Source organism: Streptomyces amakusaensis (genome assembly GCF_039532665.1).
Lineage (GTDB): Bacteria > Actinomycetota > Actinomycetes > Streptomycetales > Streptomycetaceae > Streptomyces > Streptomyces amakusaensis.
The window spans coordinates 160,622-179,749 of sequence record NZ_BAAASB010000016.1 but is presented as its reverse complement, the minus strand read 5'-3'; the positions used below and the strand labels follow the sequence as shown (position 1 = coordinate 179,749).

Genomic DNA, 19,128 nt, shown 5'->3' with positions numbered 1-19,128 from the left:
CATGCACCCGACGGCCGCCGGGGGCGGTTCGGGGCGGTGGCCCCGTCGGCGGGTGCGCTGTCAGACCCGGGCGTTCAGCAGTTCGGCCCACTCCTTGAGGGTGGGCCGCTCGGCCAGTTCGACGAAGCTGATCCGTGCGCCGTCGGTACGCCAGTTCTCGACCAGGGTCATCAGCCGGATCGAGTCCAGGCCCTGGTCGAGGAGGCTCTCCGCCACATCGACGTCCTCGGTCTCGACGTAGAGCATCTCGGCCACGTCGCGGACGAGCCGCTCCAGCGCGAAGGTGCCGTGGGGCGATGCGTCCGGTGCGGACGGCTCCTGGGCCGTTTCGGCCATCGTCCGTGTCCTCTCTCTGACGGGACTCCGCGACCCGTCGGCGGAGATTAGGTAAGGCTCACCTAACTATCTGGGATCGCCCCGCGTCAAGCCGGAGAGGGCCGTGAGTCCGGAACCGCCCGTTTCGGTCAACTTCCCTCGGCCGCCCCCGTGGTGGGGCGGAGGGCGTCGTGTCGTACTGTAGCCCTTGATAAGGCAAGCCTTGCCTAAGTATTGCGGTCGTGCTCGGCGGTGCCCCGTGCGCTCGGCGCACCCCGCACCCGGTGGGACCGAGGAGAGGGAACCCATTGACCACGGCCCTGCCCCGTTCCGTCATGCCGCCGCGCTCCGCCGCCGTCCCGGGCCCCCCGCGCCCGACGGTCCGCCGGGCCCGCGCCGCTGACGCCGAGGCCCTCCACGGGCTCTCCCGGCTCTTCTTCCGCTGCGGCGCGCTCCGCGAGCGCCCGCTCGCCCTCTACGCCGCCGACGCGGCCGACTTCCTCGTCGTGGAGCGGGCCGACGGGACCCTCGCCGGCTGTCTGGGCCTGCGGATCAACCCCGACGAGCCGAGTGGCCCCGGCGGGGTTCTCTACAACTTCTGCGTCGCGCCCGGCAGCCAGGGCCGGGGCGTCGGCTCCGCGCTGCTGAGGGCCGCCCTGGCGCGGGCGTCCGAGCGCTCGCTGCGGGCGGTGTTCACGGCCACCGGGGGCGGCGGGGAGCTGTTCCTGAGACACGGGTTCACCCCCGCCGCCGCCGGTCTCGCGCCCGCGTCCTGGGCGAGCGCCCTCGACCCCCGGCGCGGCTCCCGGGTGCTCGCCCGCACCCTCTGAGGAATCCGGGAAGAACGCCGGGGGCCGGACCGGATTCCCCGGTCCGGCCCTCGGCGTTCGGCTCAGGACTTGGCGATCAGACTCGCCGGGCGCATGTCGGTCCAGTGCGTCTCGACGTACTCCGCGCAGGCCTGCCGCGAGTCCTCGCCGTGCACCACGGTCCAGCCCGCGGGGACCTCGGCGAACACCGGCCACAGCGAGTGCTGGTTCTCGTCGTTGACCAGCACGTAGTACTGGGCGTCGTCGTCCTCGAAGGGGTTGGTGGCGGTCATGATGATGTCTCCTCAGATATGTCGTTTCCGGTCACAAGGGTCGTGATCGTCATGGTGATACGCGTGGTGAGGCGCAGGGCCTCCTCACCGGTGAACAGCCTGCCCGCCCAGCGCCAGCGCAGAACCGCTCCGCCCGGATCAACTGCCGGCACGCTCAGTTCGAGCGCACCGCGCACCGGCGGCTCCGCACCGGGCAGCTCGGCCAGCGCCGCCCGCAGCGCCGCCCGCTCGGGACCCGGCGCGAGGCCCCAGCCGGGCGCTTCCGCCCAGTGGCGGGAGGATTCGCCGCGTGTGTAGCGCACGGCGGGACGCGCGCCCGCGGCGAGCACCGGCCCCGCCTGCGGATGCAGATGGCGCAGCTGCTCGTGCCCCCGGCCGTGGTCCGGCACGGCGGCGGCCCGCGCCGCCCCCCGGGCCGTCCTCGGCCCGGCCGGGGCGACCCGTACCGGATGGACGGGCGTCAGCGCGCCGACCGTTCGCTCCGGCCGGAGCACGGAGGGCAGCTCCACCTCGGCCAGCAGCTCGCCGCCGTCCGGGCGCAGTCTCGGCTCCTCCCGCGCCGCCAGCGCCAGCGCGCCGAGCACCGCCCGGTCCAGCAGGGCGGGTTCGACGCCGGCCGGCAGCGCGGACTCGACGGTGTGGTCGAGGACCCCGGCCTCGTCCGGCGCGGCTGCCGGCCCCCCGCCGGCGGCGGGGGCGAGCAGCTCGCGCCAGTACGGCAGTTCCGCGATCCGGCCCGGCTCCTGGGCCTGCTCGGACAGGTGCGAGGCCCAGCTCCGCAGCCCGCCGCCCGAACGCTCCTCCGGCGGCTCGTGCCCCTGGGAGAGCGCGGCGGCGACCGCCGCCAGCCGCTCGGCGATCAGCGGCCAGGAGGCGTCGTCCACGGCCAGCCGGTGGCCGGTGAGCAGCAGCCGGCCGGGTGCGTCCGGGCCCGCGTCGAACCAGACCGCGCGCAGCACGGTCCCCGAGCAGGGGTCCAGCTCCGCCGCCGCCGCGCGGGCCCGGCCCGCGACGGCGGAGACCAACTCCTCGCCGCCGAGGCCCCGGACGTCCACCCGGCGCAGGGTGGACGGGTCCACCACGGCCGGAGCCGCGGCCGACGGCAGGATCTCCGTCGCCCAGACCCCCGCCGTCCGGTGCAGCCGCAGCCGCAGCGCGGGCTGCTCCCGGGCCAGGCGCGCCAGCGCCCGGCGCAGCGGCCCGGCGGCGAGGCCGGGCCCCACCGTCAGCAGCAGGGACTCCTGGAGCCGTGCCACCGGCCCGCCCGCCTCCCGCAGCCGGTGCGCGGAGGGCAGCAGTGGCAGCGGGCCCTCCTCCTCCCCCCGGGAGGCGGTGCCGTCCCCCGCCCGGGGCGCGGGCTCGGCGGCCTCCAGGGCGACCGCGATCCGCTCCTCGTCCAGCAGCGGGAAGCCGGACAGCGGCCGGCCGGGCCCGGCGCACAGCCGCCGCAGCAGATCCGTGTACCGCACCGCGTGAGAGGCGAGCGCCGGTACGCCGTACAGCGCCGGGTTGGCGTCGAAGTCGAGCCTCAGCCGCCCGTCGGGGTGGCGGACGGCGGAGAGCGAGAGATCGTCCACCGGGCCCGAGGCGAGGGTGACCACATGGCCGGGTGTCCCCGCGAAGTCCAGCTCGGTGTCGAAGGGCCGCAGATTGAGCAGCGGCCCCGGCAGCCGGGCCGGTCCCGGCCGGTTCCCGTCCCGCAGCCCCGGCCACAGCTCATGGGCGATCCGGGCGCCCCGGAACCGCTGATGGGCGCGGACGGCGGCGAACTCCCGGCCGGTCCGCTCCAGCACCTCGCCGAAGGTGTCACGGCCCGTCAGCGGCAGCCGTACGGGCAGGGTGTTCAGGGCCATGCCCGGCACCCGGAGCGTCCCCGGGCCGGTGCGCGCCATCACATGCATCGCCAGCACCGGTTCCGGGGTCCCGGTGTGCCGGTGCAGCTGCACGGCGAGCGCCGCGCCGACGGCCTCCGCCCAGGTGACCCGGGCGGCCCGGGCCGCCTCGGCGACCGCCGCGCCCGCCCGGCGGTCGAGCACCACCGTGTGGCGCAGCGCGGTGTCGGACGCGGGCGCGGAGCCCGCCGCGAAGGAGGCGGCGGGCGGGCCGTCGGCGTAACGGGCCGCCCAGTGGGCGCGGTCGGCCGTCTGCCGCGCCGAGTCACGGTAACCGCGCTCCGCCGCCACCAGGGCGGCGACGGGTTCGAACGGCGATTCGGGTGGCGCGGTGCCGCGCACGCGGGCGGTGTAGACCTCGGCGATGCGGCGGGTGAGCAGGGAGAGGCCGTAGCCGTCGACGGCGAGCTGGTGGAAGTACTGGAAGAGCAGATGCCGCCGGGGTCCCACGGTCACCAGGACGGCCCCGGTGAGCGAGGGCGCGGCGCGGCCCGCCGCCGGGCCGGGGGGCGCGAACAGCAGATCCAGCCGGGGCGGGCAGGCGAGCTGCTCGCGCACCAGCTCCACGGCGGCGGCCGTGGGATCGCCCGCGCCCGAGGTGTCGAGCCGGGGCAGCCGCCAGTTCCCCGCGTCGAAGCCGGCCGGCTCCTGGCCGAGCCGGCCCCCGCTCTCCCGTACCCGGAAGTGCAGTCCGGCCGCTTCGGCGAGGGTGTGGCGCAGGGCTCCCTCCAGCGCGGCGACGTCGAGCGGGCCGGTCAGCTCGATGTACTGGCCCACATTGTGGGCCGCGTTGCCGGGGGCGGCGCGCTGGGCGGCGAGCACCTCGGCCTGGGCCTCGGTGAGTTCGAGGGGCTCCGCGCCGGCCGGCGCGGGGTTCCGGAGGGTCGTCTCCGACATCGTCCCGGCCGCCCTCAGCCGCTGTGCGCGGCGACGCTGCCCGCGGCCTCGCCGAGGTCCGCGTCCAGCCGGTCCAGCTCGTCGCTCCCGGCGCGGCGCAGCAGCAGCGAGTCGCGGATCTCGCCGGAGCGCACGGCGAGCGTGGAGAGCAGCGAGGAGGTGATGCCGTGGGTGTGTTCGGTGCCCGCGCCCTGGAGATAGACGCCGCCGCGCACCCGGTCCGACATCCGCACCCGGTGGTCCCGGTCGATGCGCAGCCGGCCCTGCCCGTCGGTGAGGCACTCGTCGGCGAGCGGCCCGAGCAGCTCGCGCGGGTCGCAGGGGCGGTAGCCGGTGGCCAGCACCACCGCGTCGGAGTCCAGGGTGATCAGCTCCTTGGTGGTGAGGGAGCGCACCACCGCCCGTGCTCCGTCGGGCAGTTCCTCGACGCCGGTCAGCTCGCAGGTGTTGAGGATCCGCAGCCGCCGCGCGCCCGCGACCTTCTCCTGGTAGACCGTGCGGTAGAGCTGTTCGATGAGGTCGCCGTCGACCACCGAGTAGTTGGTGTTGCCGTGGTAGCCGAGCAGCGCCTGCTTGACGTCCTCGGGGGCGTCGTAGAAGTCGTCCACGGCCGAGGGGTCGAAGATCCGGTTGGCGAAGGGGCTGTCGTCGGCCGGGCTGTAGCCGTAGCGGGTGAAGACGGCGCAGATCTCCGCGTCGGGGAAGGTGCGGTGAAGATAGTCGGCGGTCTCGGCCGCCGACTGGCCCGCGCCCACGACGGTGAATCTGCGGTGGGGCCGCTTCTTCAGCGCGGGGGCGCGGAAGAGCAGATCGCGGTTGTGCCAGACGTGTTCGCCCGCGGTGACGCCCTGCGGGAGCCGGGGCCGCAGCCCGGTGCCCAGGACCACATTGCGGGCGCGCACCACCCGGTCCGGGCCGCCCTCGCCGTCCGCCGGGCGGCTGAGCACGTCGAAGCTCTCCACCGGTCCGTCGCGCTCGACGGGGCGGACGGCGACCGCCTCCCGCCCGTAGGACACCCGGTCCGTGAAGGACGCCGCGCACCAGCGCAGATAGTCGTGGAACTCGACCCGGGTGGGGAAGAAGCTCTTCTGGTTGATGAAGTCGGCGAGCCTGCCCCGCTCGTGGAGGTAGCGCAGGAAGGTGAAGCGGCTGCCCGGGTCGCGCATGGTGGCGAGGTCCTTGAGGAACGACACCTGCATGGTCGCGCCCTCCAGCAGCATGCCCTGGTGCCAGCCGAAGTCGCCCTGGCGCTCCACGAACGCCGAGGCGATCGTCTGCCCGGGGGCGCACTCCCCGTTGTGCTCCGCGATGGCTATGGCCAGTGCGAGATTGGCCGGGCCGAAGCCTATGCCCACCAGGTCCTGGGTGGGGGTGGTCTCCTGCTGTGCGGTGCTCGCGTGCCCTGCCGACATGCTCGTCCTTACTGGGTGGGGGCCGGCTCGGGGGTGATGAGCCGGCGGGCGGTGTGGGGGTCCGTCGGGTACGGCGGCGTCAGCCGGGGGTGCCGAGGATCTCGGGCAGCGCCGCGACGAACGCGTCGGCCTCCTGGGCGGTGAGGGTCAGCGCGGGCGCGAGGCGCAGCAGGTCCGGGCCGGTCGCGTTGACCAGGAAGCCGGCGTGCTGGGCGGCGAGCGCGGCCCGGGCGGCCACCGGTTCGGTGAGCGCGATGCCGAGGAGGAGTCCGGTGCCCCGCACCTGGCGCACCCGGGGGTGGTCCACCGCGAGGACGGAGCGCCGCAGCCGCTCGCCGACCCGCCGGACATGGTCGAGCAGACCGTCGGCCTCGATGGTGTCGAGGACCGCGAGCGCGGCGGCGCAGGCCACGGGGTTGCCGCCGAAGGTGGAGCCGTGCTGGCCGGGGGTGAGCAGCTCGCCCGCGGCCCCGAAGGCGAGCACCGCGCCGATCGGCAGTCCGCCGCCGAGCCCCTTGGCGAGGGTCACCACGTCGGGGACGATCAGCGGGTCCGACTGGTGGGCGAACCAGTGGCCGGTGCGGCCGATCCCGGTCTGGATCTCGTCCAGCATCAGCAGCGCGCCGGCCTCGCGGGTGATCTCCCGGGCCGCCCGGAGATAGCCCGGCCGGGCCGGTATCACCCCGGCCTCGCCCTGGATCGGTTCGAGCAGCACCGCCGCCGTCTCCTCGGTGACGGCCTCCCGCAGCGCGGCCGGGTCGCCGAAGGGAACATGGACCACCTCGCCGGGCAGCGGCAGGAACGGGTCCCGCTTGGCCGGCTGGCCGGTCAGGGCCAGCGCGCCCATGGTGCGCCCGTGGAAGCCTTCGGCGGCGGCGACGATCCGCCTCCGGCCGGTACGGCGGGCGATCTTGAAGGCGGCCTCGTTGGCCTCCGCGCCGGAGTTGGCGAAGAGGACCCGGCCGCTCCGGCCGCCCGAGAGCCGCAGCAGCCGTTCGGCGAGGGCGACCGGCGGCTCGGCCGCGTACAGATTGGAGACATGGCCGAGCCGGGCGATCTGCTCGCTCACCGCGCCGACGACGGCGGGGTGGGCGTGGCCCAGGGCGTTGACCGCGATGCCGCCGACGAGGTCGAGATAGGCGGTCCCGTCGGCGTCCCACACGGTGCGGCCCTCGCCCCTCACCAGCGCCAGCGGGGGAGTGCCGTAGTTGTCCATCATCACGGCCCGCCAGCGGTCGGTCAGATCGGCGGTGCCGCCGCGCCGGGCGACGGCGTCGTCGGCGGGCGCGGGGTGTGCGGTGGTCGTCATCTGCCGTCCTCTGATGCGGGGGAGCCGGTGTTCGAGCGGCCCTGGTCCCGGGGGTCGGGCACCACCGTCGTGCCGGTGCGGTCGTCGGTGAAGACTTCGAGCAGCAGGGAGTGCGGCACCCGGCCGTCGAGCACATGGGCCATGCGGACGCCGCCGTCGCGCACCGCGCGCAGACAGCCCTCCATCTTGGGGACCATCCCGCTGGCGAGCCCCGGCAGCAGCTTCTCCAGCTCGCTCGCCGTCAGCCGCTCGATGATCTCGGTGCTGTGCGGCCAGTCGGCGTACAGCCCCTCGACGTCGGTGAGCATCACCAGCTTCTCCGCGTCGAGCGCGATCGCCAGCGCGGCGGCGGCCAGATCGGCGTTGATGTTGTAGATCTGGCCGTCCTCGCCGCGTGCCACGGGCGAGACCACCGGGATGCGGCCCCCGTCGAGCAGCGCCCGCAGGGTGCCCGGGTCGACCCGGACCACCTCGCCGACCAGCCCGATGTCCACCGGTTCGCCGTCCACCCACGCCGGGCGGCGCACCGCGGTCATGGTGTGCGCGTCCTCGCCGGTGAGCCCGACGGCGAACGGGCCGTGGGCGTTGATCAGTCCGACGATCTCGCGCTGCACCTGGCCCGCGAGGACCATCCGTACGACGTCCATGATCTCGGGGGTGGTGACCCGCAGGCCCGCCGCGAAGCGGACCTCCAGATCGAGCCGGCCCAGCAGGGAGCTGATCTGCGGGCCGCCGCCGTGGACGACGACCGGGCGCAGCCCCGCGTACCGCAGGGAGACGACGTCCTGGGCGAAGGCCGCCTTCAGCTCCTCGTCCACCATCGCGTTGCCGCCGAACTTGATGACGACGACCCGGTCGCGGAAGGTCTCCAGCCAGGGCAGCGCCTCGATCACCGTACGCGCGCGGTCCCGCGCCCCCGGTCCCCGGTCGCGGCTGCCGGGGGCGCGGGAGGCGGGCTTGGCCGGGTCGGCCGGGAGCGGGCCCGGGGCGCTCACGAGCTGTACGCGCTGTTCTCGTGGACGTACTCGGCCGTCAGGTCGTTGGTCCAGATCACGGCGGACTCCCGGCCGGCCCGCAGATCGATGGTGAGGGTGATCTGACGGCCGGACAGATCGACCTTCTCCCTGGCCTCGCCGGGCGCGCCGTCCCGGCACACCCACACCCCGTTGATCGCCACGTCGAGCCGGTCGGGGTCGAAGACGGCGTCCGTGGTGCCGACGGCCGAGAGCACCCGGCCCCAGTTGGGGTCCTCGCCGTGCAGGGCGCACTTGAGGAGGTTGTTCCTGGCGACCGACCGGCCCACGGTGACCGCGTCCCGCTCGGAGGCCGCGCCGACGACCTCGACCTCCATCTCCTTGGACGCGCCCTCGGCGTCGGCGACGAGCTGGCGTGCCAGGTCGAGACAGACGGTGTGGACCGCCTGGGCGAAGGTCTCCGGCTCCGGGACGAGGCCCGAGGAGGCGGAGGCGAGCAGCAGCACGGTGTCGTTGGTGGACATGCAGCCGTCGGAGTCGACCCGGTCGAAGGTGGTGCGGACCGCGTCCCGCAGCGCCGTGTCCAGCGCGGCGGCGTCGACGTCGGCGTCGGTGGTGAGCACCACCAGCATGGTGGCGAGGCCGGGGGCGAGCATGCCCGCGCCCTTGGCCATGCCGCCGACGGTCCAGCCCCCGGCGGTGACCGCTGCGGTCTTCGGCACCGAGTCGGTGGTCATGACGGCGACGGCCGCCTCCTGGCCGCCGTCCGGCGTGAGCCGTCCCGCGGCCTCGGTGACGCCCGCGGCGAGCCGGTCCATCGGCAGCCGTGTCCCGATCAGGCCGGTGGAGCAGACGGCCACCCGGTCGGTGTCGACGTCGAGCGCCTCGGCGGTCAGCTCGGCGGTCCGCCGGGTGTCCTCGTGCCCGGCGCGCCCGGTGCAGGCGTTCGCGCCGCCGGAGTTGAGGACGACGGCGGAGAGCAGGCCGTCCGCCAGCACCCGGCGCGACCAGCGCACCGGGGCGGCCTGGACCCGGTTGGAGGTGAACACCCCGGCCGCCGCCCGCGACGGCCCGGTGTTCACCACCAGCGCGACGTCCGGGGCTCCGGACTCCTTGATCCCGGCGGCGACGCCGCTCGCGAGGAATCCCTGGGCAGCGGTGACACTCACGGGGCCACTCCATTCATGGGAAGTCCCAGGGTCTCCGGCAGCCCCAGGGCGATGTTCATGCTCTGCACGGCACCGCCCGCGGTGCCCTTGGTGAGGTTGTCGATCGCGCTCACGGCGACGAGCCGCCGGGCGCCCTCGTCCAGGGCCATCTGCACCTGGGCGGTGTTGGAGCCGAGTACGGCCGAGGTCGAGGGCCACCGCCCCTCGGGGAGCAGCCGGACGAACGGCTCGTCGGCGAAGGCCTTCTCATAGGCGGCGCGCACCTCGTGGACCCCCTCCCGCACCCGTGCCGAGCAGGTGGCGAGGATGCCCCGGGGCATCGGCGCGAGGGTCGGCGTGAAGGAGACGGTCACCGCCTCGCCCGCCGCCGCCGAGAGGTTCTGGACCAGCTCGGGGGTGTGCCGGTGGCCGCCGCCGACTCCGTAGGGGCTCATCGAGCCCATCACCTCGGAGCCGAGCAGCCGGGTCCTGGCGGCGCGGCCCGCGCCCGATGTGCCGCTCGCGGCGACGATCACCGCCTCGGGCTCCAGCAGCCCGGCGGCGAACGCGGGGAAGAGCGCGAGCGTCACGGCGGTCGGGTAGCAGCCGGGCACGGCGATCCGGCGGGTGTTCCGCAAGGCCTCGCGGCAGCCGGGGAGTTCGGGGAGCCCGTACGGCCAGACGCCGGCGTGCGGCGAGCCGTAGAAGGTCTCCCAGGCCGCCGGGGACCGCAGCCGGAAGTCCGCGCCGCAGTCCACCACCAGGGTGGAGTCGCCGAGCCGCCCGGCCAGCTCCGCCGACTGCCCGTGGGGCAGCGCGAGGAACACGACATCGTGCCCGGCCAGCGAATCCGCGGAGGTCTCCACGAGCAAGCGGTTGTGGAGGGAACCCAGTTGGGGCTGCACTTCGCTCAGGGGGCGGCCCGCGCTGCTGTGGGCGGTCAGGGTGCCGATCTCCACCTCGGGGTGGGCCGCCAGCAGTCGCAGAATCTCACCTCCGGCGTAACCACTCGCGCCCGCAACAGCCACGCCGAAGGTCATCTCGGGAATCTTCTCTTTCGATCGCTGGTGACACGCGGTGACTGTCACCCCGCCCGACAGGAACTTAGCTTAGCCTAACCTAAGGATTGATTTCTGAGGGTGCGGCGGAGCTGTGACCATGGCGACCCTCCGTCCACCGGACCGCTGTTGGGGTGTGACCGGGGTGCGCGCCAAGGGGCGACGGGATGATCTTCAAGCCCTGATCTGCGCCGGATTCACGTGCGGCGACATGCGGCGACATGCGGCGACGTTTGGCGATGTGCGGCGGGGTGCGGCGGGGTGGCGTCCGGCCCTTTACCGCGGCGGTTCTTCCGGTCGCCGTTCAGCGGCTGCGGTGAGCCGGGCGGCGAGGTTCTTGAGGGCCTGTCGCAGTTCGTCGGGGTGGTGGATGGTGAAGGGCCATTCCAGGGAGGCGAGCAGGTGTGCCATGCCGTCCAGCCGGTCCGCTCGTGCGTGCATGAGGACGCCGGCGGGCTGGGCGGTGAGGGTGACCGCCGATCGGGGCAGTCGGCGGGCGATCTCGTCGAGGGGGCCGTGGACCGTCACCTCGACCTGCCAGCGGTAGGGGCCCTGGGCCAGGGTGGAGGTCAGATGGGCGACGGGATCGAAGCCGTCGGGTGCGGTGAAGCCGTCGGCTCGGGGGGTGACGGAGGCGATGCGGTCGATGCGGAAGGTCCGCAGGCTGTCGCGGAGGTGGTCGTGGCCGACGGCGTACCAGCGGCCGGTGTGGAAGACGACGCCGTAGGGGTCGATGTCGCGTTCGGTCTGCTCCTGCCGCCAGGACCGGTGGCTGATGCCGACGGTCGTGCCGGCGCGGGAGGCCTGGGCCAGGGCCAGCAGGACGCCGGTCCCGGGTGCCTGCCCGATCACGGCGTTGGCGGTGAACGAGAGGGCCTCCCGCATGGCGGCGAGCGGTTCGCGCGTGGCGTGCGGGAGCACCCTCTCGATTTTGGCCAGGGCACCGGCACTGGCCGGTGCGGCCGTGCTCATGCCCAGGCGTTCCGCGGCGAGCAGCCCCAGGACGACGGCGAGGGCCTCGTCGTTGGTGAGGACCAGGGGTGGCATCCGGTAGCCGCGGGCCAGTCGGTAGCCGCCGTGGCGTCCGCGTTCGGCTTCCACGGGGATGCCCAGTTCCCGCAGGTGGGACATGTACCGGCGCACCGTGCGGACGTCGGTGTCCAGACGGTCCGCCAACTCCGCCCCGGTGAGTCGGGCGTGGGACTGGAGGAGTTCCAGCAGGGTCAGCACACGGGTGAGGGGATGCGACATGGATCACTCGGCATTTCAGGGCGGAAAATGTCCTGTATCAACTCTACGCTCCCGACAGCACCTCACATCAGGGAGATCGCATGGCCACCTTCGTACTCGTTCCCGGCGCCTGGCTCGGCGCGTGGGCCTGGGAAGACACCGCCCGCACTCTGCGGGAGAACGGCCACACGGCGCTGCCGCTCACGCTGACGGGCCTGGCCGAGCAGGCGGGCAGGGGCGGACCCGAGACGGACCTGAACACGCACATCGCGGACATCACCGGCTTCATCGAGGAGAACGGTCTGCGCGGCGTCACGCTGGTCGCCCACAGCTACGGGGCCGCCCCGGTCACCGGGGCGGCCGGGCGTCTCGGCGACCGGCTGGAGCGCGTGATCTACGTGGACAGCGCCCCGTTCACCGCGGGCATGCGCATGCTCGACCTCATGCCGCCGGAGGCGGCGGACCGGCTGAACCGGCAGGTCTCCGCCTCCGGCGACGGGTGGCGGCTGCCGATGCCGCCGTTCGAGGTCCTGGGTCTGTCCGGAAGCCTCGACGGGCTCGGTGAGGGACAGCGGGACGCGCTGTGCTCGCGTGCCACCCCTCACCCGTTCGGCACCTACACCCAGCGCCTCGCCGGCCCGGCCGAGCCCGGGGCCGGTGTGGACCGTGTCCTGATCGCCTGTCATGACTTCACGGGCCTGCTGGACGCCGGGACACCGATGCTGGCGTATCTGAACCAGCCGCCGTGGCGGCGCTTCGACCTGCCCACCGGGCACTGGCCGATGCTGTCCACACCCACCGAACTCGCCGACGTCCTCGACAAGGCCGTCTCCTGACCGCGCTGGACGAGAGAAGCGGCCCGACGCGTGACCGCGAAAGCCTCCGCGGGCCGCGGGCCCACGCTCGGGCCCCGGCCGGCGCGGCACGGGAGACGTCTCGGCATCACCGCCAACCACACTGAGGGGGCTCCGGGCGCGCGGCGGCCGTCCACCGCCGGTGCGATCCGCGCGGCGGCGCTCCCCGCGGATGTGCGTTCCGCATGCCCGAACGCTGCGCGCGGGCGTGCGGGAGGCATGCGTTCCGCATGTCCGGCCGTACACCGGAGTCATGACAGCGATGACTGTCAGCCCCCCGGACCGGTGTGAAAGCTTCCTCTCACCAGGACAACCGGAGCCGACCTGAGAGGGGTACGGGGTGAACCCGGAGTACGCCGCGTACTGCCAGACGGACCGGGACTTCTACGACGCGCCGCACCGCGACCGGGGCGGCGTCGCCGCCGAGGAGTCGTTCTACGCCGCGGCCCGCACCCCGGCCCCCGAAGGCTGGGAGACCTCCCGCCGGGGCGACTGGCTCTCCCTCACCCCGAGCGGGCTCACCCTGCCCCAGCAGGGCTGGAAGATCCACATCGCGGCCGCCCTCGACAACGCGGAATCGATTCTGCGCCGGGTGCTGGACCACTGCCTCCCCCGGCGGATCCCGCTCAAGTTCATCCCCGGCCCCGGCCTGCTCCTGCTGCGCAACGCCAAATACGCGGACCGCGCCGGCAGCGGCAAGTTCATCACGGTCTACCCGCACTCCGAGGAGATGTTCCCCGAGCTCTGCGCGGAGCTGACCGCCCTGCTGGACGGCGAGCACGGCCCGTACATCCTCAGCGATCTGCGCTGCGGCGACGGACCGGTGCACGTACGGTACGGAGCCTTCGCCGCCCGCTACTGTCCCGGCCCGGACGGCCGGCTGGTCCCCGCCATCGCCGACCCGACGGGCACCCTCGTACCCGATCCGCGCGGCCCCTCGCTGAGCATCCCCGACTGGGTGACGCCCCCAGAGATCCTCCGGCCCCATCTGGAGGCCCGGCAGGCCGTCGGCATGGACGGCATGCCCTACGAGATCCAGGGCGCGCTGCACTTCTCCAACGGCGGCGGCGTCTACCGGGCCCGCGACACCCGCACCGGGCGGACCGTCGTCCTCAAGGAGGCCCGGCCGCACGCCGGCCTCGCCGCCGACGGGGCCGACGCGGTCGCCCGGCTGGAGCGCGAGCGCACCGCGCTGGAGAAGCTCGCCGGACTCGACTGCGTCCCCGCGGTGCTCGACGGCTTCGAGCTCGGCGGCCATCACTTCCTGGTGCTGGAGCATGTGCCCGGCACCACCCTCAACACCGTCTTCGCCCGCCGCTTCCCGCTCTCCTCCGCCTCCCCGGACGCCGAGCGGCTCGCCGAGCACGCCGCCTGGGCGGCCGGCACGCACGCCCGGGTGGAGCGCGCGGTGAGCGCCGTCCACGAGCGCGGCGTCGTCATCAGCGATCTCCACATGAGCAATGTCATGGTCTCCGAGGACGAGTCGCGGATCACGCTCCTGGACTTCGAGGCCGCCTTCCCGGCCGAGGAGAACCGCCGCCAGGTCGTCGCCAACCCCGCGTTCGTCGCCCCGCGCGACCACCGGGGGACCGACATCGACCGCTACGCCCTCGCCTGTCTGCGCCTCGCCCTGCTGCTCCCCCTGACCACGCTCCTCGCCATCGACCGGGGCGTCGCCGCCCGGCTGGCACGCGAGATCGCCCGCGTCTTCCCGGTGACCGAGGAGGAACTCCGCCCGGCGGTGACGGAGATCCTGCGCGAGCCCGTGTACGAGGACGCCGGGCCTGCTCCGGCCCGTACCGGGGCCCGGGGCGTGGACCGCCCGGCCGCCGCGCCGTCGGCCGCCGCGCCGGAGCCGCCCGAGCCCGGGGAGTGGCCCCTCAGCCGCGACTCCATGGCCCGCGCCATCACCGCCTCCCTCACCCCCGAGCGCGAGGACCGCTGCTTCCCCGGCGACATCGCCCAGTTCGCCTCCCCGGCCGGCGGCCAGTCCTTCGCCCACGGCGCGGCCGGAGTGCTCTACGCCCTCCACCGGACCGGCGCGCCCCCCTGCCCCGAAGCCGTCGAATGGCTCCTGGACAAGGTCAAGGAACCCGCCTCCGGCACCCCCGTCGGCTTCTACGACGGCCTCGCCGGGATCGCCTGGACCCTCGACCGCCTCGGCCACCACGAGCAGGCCGCCGAGACCGCCCGGCTGGTCGCCCGCCAGCCGCTGGAGGGCCTCACCCCCGATCTGCACGGCGGCCACGCGGGCATCGCCCTCGCCCTCGACGACCTGGCCGGCTCCGCCACCGGAGCGGAGGCCACCGCCCTGCGCCGGGCCGCCGACCGCTGCACCGCGCTCGCCGCCCGCGCCCTGGTCTCCGGTCCGCCGTCCGCCCGCACCGGGCTGCTGCACGGCGCGACCGGCCTCGCCCTCCTCTTCGTACGCCGCTACGAGAGGACCGGCGACCCCGCCCTCCTCGACCTCGCCGCCACCGCGCTCCGGCGCGATCTGGCCCGCTGCAAGGCCGGCCAGGACGGCGCGCTGATGGTCGTCGACGGCAAACGGCTCATGCCCTACCTCGGCGGCGGCAGCGCCGGGCTGGCCGCGGTGCTCGACGACTATCTCGCCCACCGCCGGGACGACGCCTTCGAAGCCGCGCGCCGGCAGATCGAACCCGGTCTCCGCTCGGCCTTCTACGTCCAGCCGGGAATCTTCCGAGGGGTGGCCGGACTCATCCTCCACCTGGTCCGCACCCCCCTCGGCGACCCCGGCGAACGGCGGCGCGCCATCGACCGCCACACCGGACTCCTCGGCCGCCAGGCCACCCCGTACGCGGGTGAACTGGCCTTCCCCGGAGAGCAGCTGATGCGCCGGTCCATGGACCTGGCCACCGGCACCGCCGGATGTCTGCTCGCCCTCGGCAGCGTGCACCGGCCCGACCGGGCCGCCCTGCCGTTCCTCTCGCCCCGCGAGAGCCCCCAGACCCGGCCCCAGCCAGGGGCCGCGCACCAATGAGAAAAATACGTCCCCACGAAAGGAATTCATCATGGCTCTTCTCGACCTTCAGGCCCTGGAGACCCCCGCCGAGGACGCCTTCGGCGACGTGGAGCACGGCAGCCAGGTCAGCCTGCTCGTCTGTGAGCACAGCTCGCTGAGCGTCGTTCTCTGCACCCCGTGACACCACGGCCGAGTGTCTGACCGGTGAACAACCGCACCGGAGACCCCTCGGCCCACCGGCCGGCACCCGGGCACTTCGCCCGGGGCCGGCCCCGCCGGCCCGCGCCCGGCCGATACCGGAAGGACCGTGAGTGTGACGAGCAGTCGGCCCGTGGCGAAGTCCTCCCCGCCACAGGCGACGGTTCTCCGGCCGCCGGGCGCCGGGCGGCTCTCCCTCGCCGCCGTCGTCATCTGCTCCACCGGAGCGGCCCTCGCCGCCCTCGCCCTGCCCGCGGCCCTCGGCCACACCGTCGACGAACTCCTCGCGAGCGGCCGGATCCCCTGGACCGGACTGCTGCTGTGCGCCGCGCTCACCGCCGCCGAAGTCGTCCTGGACGCGCTCGTCGCCCTCCTCGGCGGCACCACCACCGCGCATCTCACCGCCCGGCTGCGCACCGCGGTCATGGACCGCCTCGTCCGGGCCGAACCCCGCCACGGCGGCGCGATCGCCCCCGGCGACCTCACCACCCGGCTCACCGCCAACGCCGCCGAGGCCGCCGCCGTCCCGGTCACCACCGCGAACGCCGCCTCCGTCGTCCTGCTCCCGCTCGGCGGAGTCGTCGGACTGCTGCTCATCGACCCCTTCTCGGCCCTCGCCCTCCTTCTCGGCGCCCCCGCCTTCATCCTCCTGCTGCGCACCCTCGTCCGCCGCACCGCCGACGTCTCCGCCGACTACCAGCGCGAACAGGCCCTGATCGCCACCCGGCTGACCGAGACGCTCGACGGGATCGCCACCGTACGAGCGGCCCACACCGCCACCCGCGAACACGCCCGGATCATCGAACCCCTCGCCGCGCTCGCCGCCCACGGCCGCCGCACCTGGGACGTCCACGGCCGGGCCGTCGGCGGCAGCGCCGTGCTGCTGCCCCTGCTCACCGTCCTGGTGCTGGCCGTCGCCGGTCTGCGGATGTCCTCCGGCGCGATCAGCGTCGGCGATCTGTTCGCCGTCTCCCGCTACGCCGTGCTCTCCGTGGGCCTCGGCTCGCTCACCGGCGCGCTCGCCGCGATCTCCCGGGGCCGCACCGCAGCCCGCAGGCTGAGCCCGCTGCTCGGCCTCCCGCCGGTGCCCCACCGCTCGCTCGCCCTGCCGCCCGGCGGCCCCGGCACGGTGCGGCTGCACGACGTCGACCTCGTACGGGACGGGCGGCCGGTGCTCCGCGCGGTCCGCCTCACCGTGCCCGGCGGCACCTCGATGGCGGTCGTCGGACGCTCCGGCTCCGGCAAGTCCGAGCTGGCGGCCGTCGCGGGCCGGCTCACCGACCCCGACGCGGGGACCGTGACCCTGGACGGGGTGGAGCTGGACGGCGTCGACCCGGCACGGCTCCGCGAGGAGATCGCCTTCGCCTTCGCCCGGCCCGCGCTGCTCGGCACCACCGTCGAGGACACGATCGCCTTCGGCGCGCGCACCCCCTCCGCCGCCGAGGTCCGCGCGGCGGCCCGCGCCGCCCGCGCCGACGGCTTCGTCGCCCTGCTCCCGCTCGGATACCGCACCCCGCTGGAGCACGCCCCGCTCTCCGGCGGCGAGTACCAGCGCCTCGGCCTCGCCCGCGCCTTCGCCCACGCCGGCCGGCTGCTGATCCTCGACGACGCCACCTCCAGCCTCGACACCGTGACCGAGGCCCACATCCAGCGCGCCCTCGCCGCCCGCGCGGGCACCGGCACCCGGCTCGTCGTCGCCCACCGCGTCTCCTCCGCGGCCTCCGCCGACCGCGTGGTCTGGCTGGAGAACGGCTCCGTCCGCGCCGTCGGCCGCCACGACGACCTCTGGTCGGACCCCGCCTACCGCGCGGTCTTCACCGCCGAATCCGGCGCTCGCACCGAGGCGGAAGCAGGGGCCGCGCCGCGTGGCCCCGGTGCCGCCGGTCCGGTCCGCGCGGACGGAGAGACGCCTTGACCCCACAGCAACCGGCCGCCGCCCCGGCGGACCTCCCGGACCTTGCGGACCTCACGAGGGAAGCCCCCGCGCGGGAAGCGGAACCCAGGAGCGCGCTGGGGCGGGTCGTCCGCGAGGGGCGGCCGTTCCTGCGGGCGCGCACCGGGGTTCTCGTGCGGCTGGGCGGCTGGTCGCTGCTGGAGTTCGCGCAGACCTTCCTGGGCGGGTTCGCGATCGCCCGCGCGATCGACGCGGGGTTCCTCGCGGGCGAGCCGGGCACCGGACTGCTCTGGCTGGCGGTGGCCGCCGTCGCCACGCTTCCCGCCGCGCTCGCGACCCGGGGGGTCTTCGGCCGGCTGGCGGACCTGGTGGAGCCGATGCGCGACGGGCTGGTGCGCCGGGCCGTCGCCCGGGCCCTCGGCACCGCGCTCGACGGCCCGGCCGCCGCCACCACCCGCTCGGTCTCCCAGGTCACGCATCAGAGCGAGATCGCCCGCGACGGCTGGGCCGGGCTGGTGCTCTCCCTGCGCTCCTTCGTCTTCACCGCGGCGGGCGCGCTGGCCGGTCTCGCGGTCCTCTCCCCCCGGCTGCTGCTGGTGGTCCTGCCGCCGCTCCTGCTCGGCCTGGGGCTCTTCCTCGCCACGCTCTTCCCGATGGCGGCCCGTCAGCGGGCCTATCTCGGCGCGGACGAGGCCTTCGCCGCCCACGCGGGCCGAACCGCCGCCGCGCTCCGCGACATCGCGGCGGCCGGGGCGGCCGACCGGACCGTCGGCGAGGCCGAGGCGCTCGCCCGCGACCAGGCCGACCAGGCCCGGGGCCTGGCCCGCTGGGCGGCCGTGCGGATCCTCGCGCTCGCGGTCTGCGGGCGGGTGCCGCCGCTGGTGCTGCTGCTCGCCGCGCCCTGGCTGATGCGGCACGGGCTCACCAGCGGTGCGCTGGTGGGGGCGTTCACCTATCTCACCTACTCGCTGGCCCCCGCCGTGCACGCGCTGCTGAGCATGCTCGGCACCGCGGGCGGCCGGCTCGTGGTGGTCCTGGACCGCTTCACCGGCCCCGCCCCGCTGCCCCCGGCGGACCCGCCCCCGCCCGCGCCCGTGTCCGTGCCCGCCCCCACTCCCACTCCCACGGCGCGCCCGCGCCCGCCCGTCGCCGAGCTGAGGGGCGTCAGCTTCGCCTACGGGCCGGCGGCCCGCCCGGTGCTCGACCGGCTCGATCTCACCCTCGGCGAGGGGGACCGTCTCGCGGTCGTCGGCCCGAGCGGCAGCGGGAAGTCCACCCTCGCGGCGGTGCTCGCCGCGGTGGCCGCGCCCACCGGGGGAGAGGTCCGCTGGCTGGGCCGTCCCGCGGCGGGACAGCGGCCCACCGCCGTCCGTACGCTCCTTCCCCAGCAGGCGTACGTCTTCACCGGCACGCTCCGCGACAATCTGCGCTACCTCCGGCCCGACGCCCGGGACCGGGAGATCGCCGAGACGGTGGCGGCGATCGGCCTCGGCGAACTCGCGGACCGGCTCGGCGGACCGGACGCCCCGCTCGACCCCGGGCTGCTCTCCCCGGGCGAACGCCAGCTCATCGCGCTGGGCAGGGCCCATCTGACCACCGCGCCCCTGCTCATCCTGGACGAGGCGACCAGCCGTCTCGACGCGGGGGCCGAAGCCCGGGCCGAGAGCGCGCTCGCCGAGCGGGCCGGGGCGCTGGTGGTCATCGCCCACCGGCTCAGCTCGGCGGCGCGCGCCGGCCGGGTCCTGGTGATGGACGGCACGCGGACAGCCCTCGGCACCCCCTCCGAACTGCTCGCCGGATCGGCGCTCTACCGCAATCTGGCCGGCCACTGGTCCGGTGTCCCCGGAGTCCCCCGTTAGCGG

The 19,128-nt window shown here is 75.0% G+C and carries 15 protein-coding genes; 6 read left to right on the top strand and 9 right to left on the bottom strand.

Features of this window, described 5'->3' with window-relative positions; genetic code table 11:
* Positions 1-60 precede the first annotated feature (60 nt).
* Complete coding sequence (locus tag ABD371_RS26690; RefSeq protein WP_344481948.1) at positions 61-336, bottom strand: phosphopantetheine-binding protein; 276 nt, start codon at positions 334-336, stop codon at positions 61-63.
* A 314-nt stretch (positions 337-650) separates the two neighbouring features.
* On the opposite strand from ABD371_RS26690, the gene ABD371_RS26685 reads away from it, so the two are divergent.
* A complete protein-coding gene (locus ABD371_RS26685; RefSeq protein WP_344481991.1) occupies positions 651-1,145 on the top strand; it encodes a GNAT family N-acetyltransferase in 495 nt (164 codons plus the stop codon).
* Positions 1,146-1,207: 62 nt separating this feature from the next.
* Here the strand turns inward: ABD371_RS26685 and ABD371_RS26680 are convergent, their stop codons facing one another.
* The 8 genes from ABD371_RS26680 to ABD371_RS26645 form a co-directional block, all read right to left on the bottom strand.
* The gene (locus tag ABD371_RS26680; protein ID WP_190126763.1) at positions 1,208-1,417 is read right to left on the bottom strand and encodes an MbtH family protein; all 210 of its coding nucleotides are present in this window, start codon (positions 1,415-1,417) and stop codon (positions 1,208-1,210) included.
* Positions 1,414-4,206 (bottom strand): condensation domain-containing protein, encoded by a 2,793-nt coding sequence (locus tag ABD371_RS26675; RefSeq protein WP_344481940.1) that lies wholly within the window; start codon positions 4,204-4,206, stop codon positions 1,414-1,416. The genes ABD371_RS26680 and ABD371_RS26675 overlap by 4 nt, the downstream gene beginning before the upstream one ends.
* 14 nt (positions 4,207-4,220) lie before the next feature.
* Complete coding sequence (locus tag ABD371_RS26670) at positions 4,221-5,618, bottom strand: lysine N(6)-hydroxylase/L-ornithine N(5)-oxygenase family protein (RefSeq protein WP_344481936.1); 1,398 nt, start codon at positions 5,616-5,618, stop codon at positions 4,221-4,223.
* 79 nt (positions 5,619-5,697) lie between these two features.
* Positions 5,698-6,927: an acetylornithine transaminase gene (locus ABD371_RS26665; protein ID WP_344481933.1), complete on the bottom strand. Its 1,230-nt coding sequence runs from the start codon at positions 6,925-6,927 to the stop codon at positions 5,698-5,700.
* Positions 6,924-7,922 carry an acetylglutamate kinase gene (gene argB, locus ABD371_RS26660; RefSeq protein ID WP_381734601.1) on the bottom strand — a complete coding sequence of 333 codons (999 nt, stop codon included), beginning with the start codon at positions 7,920-7,922 and terminating at the stop codon, positions 6,924-6,926. The genes ABD371_RS26665 and argB overlap by 4 nt, the downstream gene beginning before the upstream one ends.
* Positions 7,919-9,070, bottom strand: coding sequence for a bifunctional glutamate N-acetyltransferase/amino-acid acetyltransferase ArgJ (argJ, locus tag ABD371_RS26655; protein ID WP_344481930.1), 1,152 nt, complete (start codon positions 9,068-9,070; stop codon positions 7,919-7,921). Before argJ ends, argB begins: the two co-directional genes overlap by 4 nt.
* Positions 9,067-10,089 carry an N-acetyl-gamma-glutamyl-phosphate reductase gene (gene argC / locus ABD371_RS26650; RefSeq protein WP_344481927.1) on the bottom strand — a complete coding sequence of 341 codons (1,023 nt, stop codon included), beginning with the start codon at positions 10,087-10,089 and terminating at the stop codon, positions 9,067-9,069. Before argC ends, argJ begins: the two co-directional genes overlap by 4 nt.
* Positions 10,090-10,383: 294 nt before the next feature.
* Positions 10,384-11,358, bottom strand: a complete 975-nt coding sequence (locus ABD371_RS26645) for a helix-turn-helix transcriptional regulator (protein ID WP_344481923.1) — start codon at positions 11,356-11,358, stop codon at positions 10,384-10,386.
* 80 nt (positions 11,359-11,438) lie between these two features.
* Here ABD371_RS26645 and ABD371_RS26640 point away from each other — a divergent pair, with 80 nt between their 5' ends.
* From ABD371_RS26640 to ABD371_RS26620, 5 genes are all read left to right on the top strand, one after another.
* Positions 11,439-12,173 (top strand): alpha/beta fold hydrolase, encoded by a 735-nt coding sequence (locus ABD371_RS26640; RefSeq protein WP_344481920.1) that lies wholly within the window; start codon positions 11,439-11,441, stop codon positions 12,171-12,173.
* A 358-nt stretch (positions 12,174-12,531) separates the two neighbouring features.
* Positions 12,532-15,192 carry a class III lanthionine synthetase LanKC gene (gene lanKC / locus ABD371_RS26635; RefSeq protein WP_344481917.1) on the top strand — a complete coding sequence of 887 codons (2,661 nt, stop codon included), beginning with the start codon at positions 12,532-12,534 and terminating at the stop codon, positions 15,190-15,192.
* Positions 15,193-15,223: 31 nt separating this feature from the next.
* Positions 15,224-15,355: a SapB/AmfS family lanthipeptide gene (locus tag ABD371_RS26630; protein WP_190126772.1), complete on the top strand. Its 132-nt coding sequence runs from the start codon at positions 15,224-15,226 to the stop codon at positions 15,353-15,355.
* 132 nt (positions 15,356-15,487) lie between these two features.
* The gene (locus tag ABD371_RS26625) at positions 15,488-17,287 is read left to right on the top strand and encodes an ATP-binding cassette domain-containing protein (protein WP_425575827.1); all 1,800 of its coding nucleotides are present in this window, start codon (positions 15,488-15,490) and stop codon (positions 17,285-17,287) included.
* Positions 17,284-19,125 (top strand): ATP-binding cassette domain-containing protein, encoded by a 1,842-nt coding sequence (locus ABD371_RS26620; protein WP_381734595.1) that lies wholly within the window; start codon positions 17,284-17,286, stop codon positions 19,123-19,125. Before ABD371_RS26625 ends, ABD371_RS26620 begins: the two co-directional genes overlap by 4 nt.
* Positions 19,126-19,128: the final 3 nt, after the last annotated feature.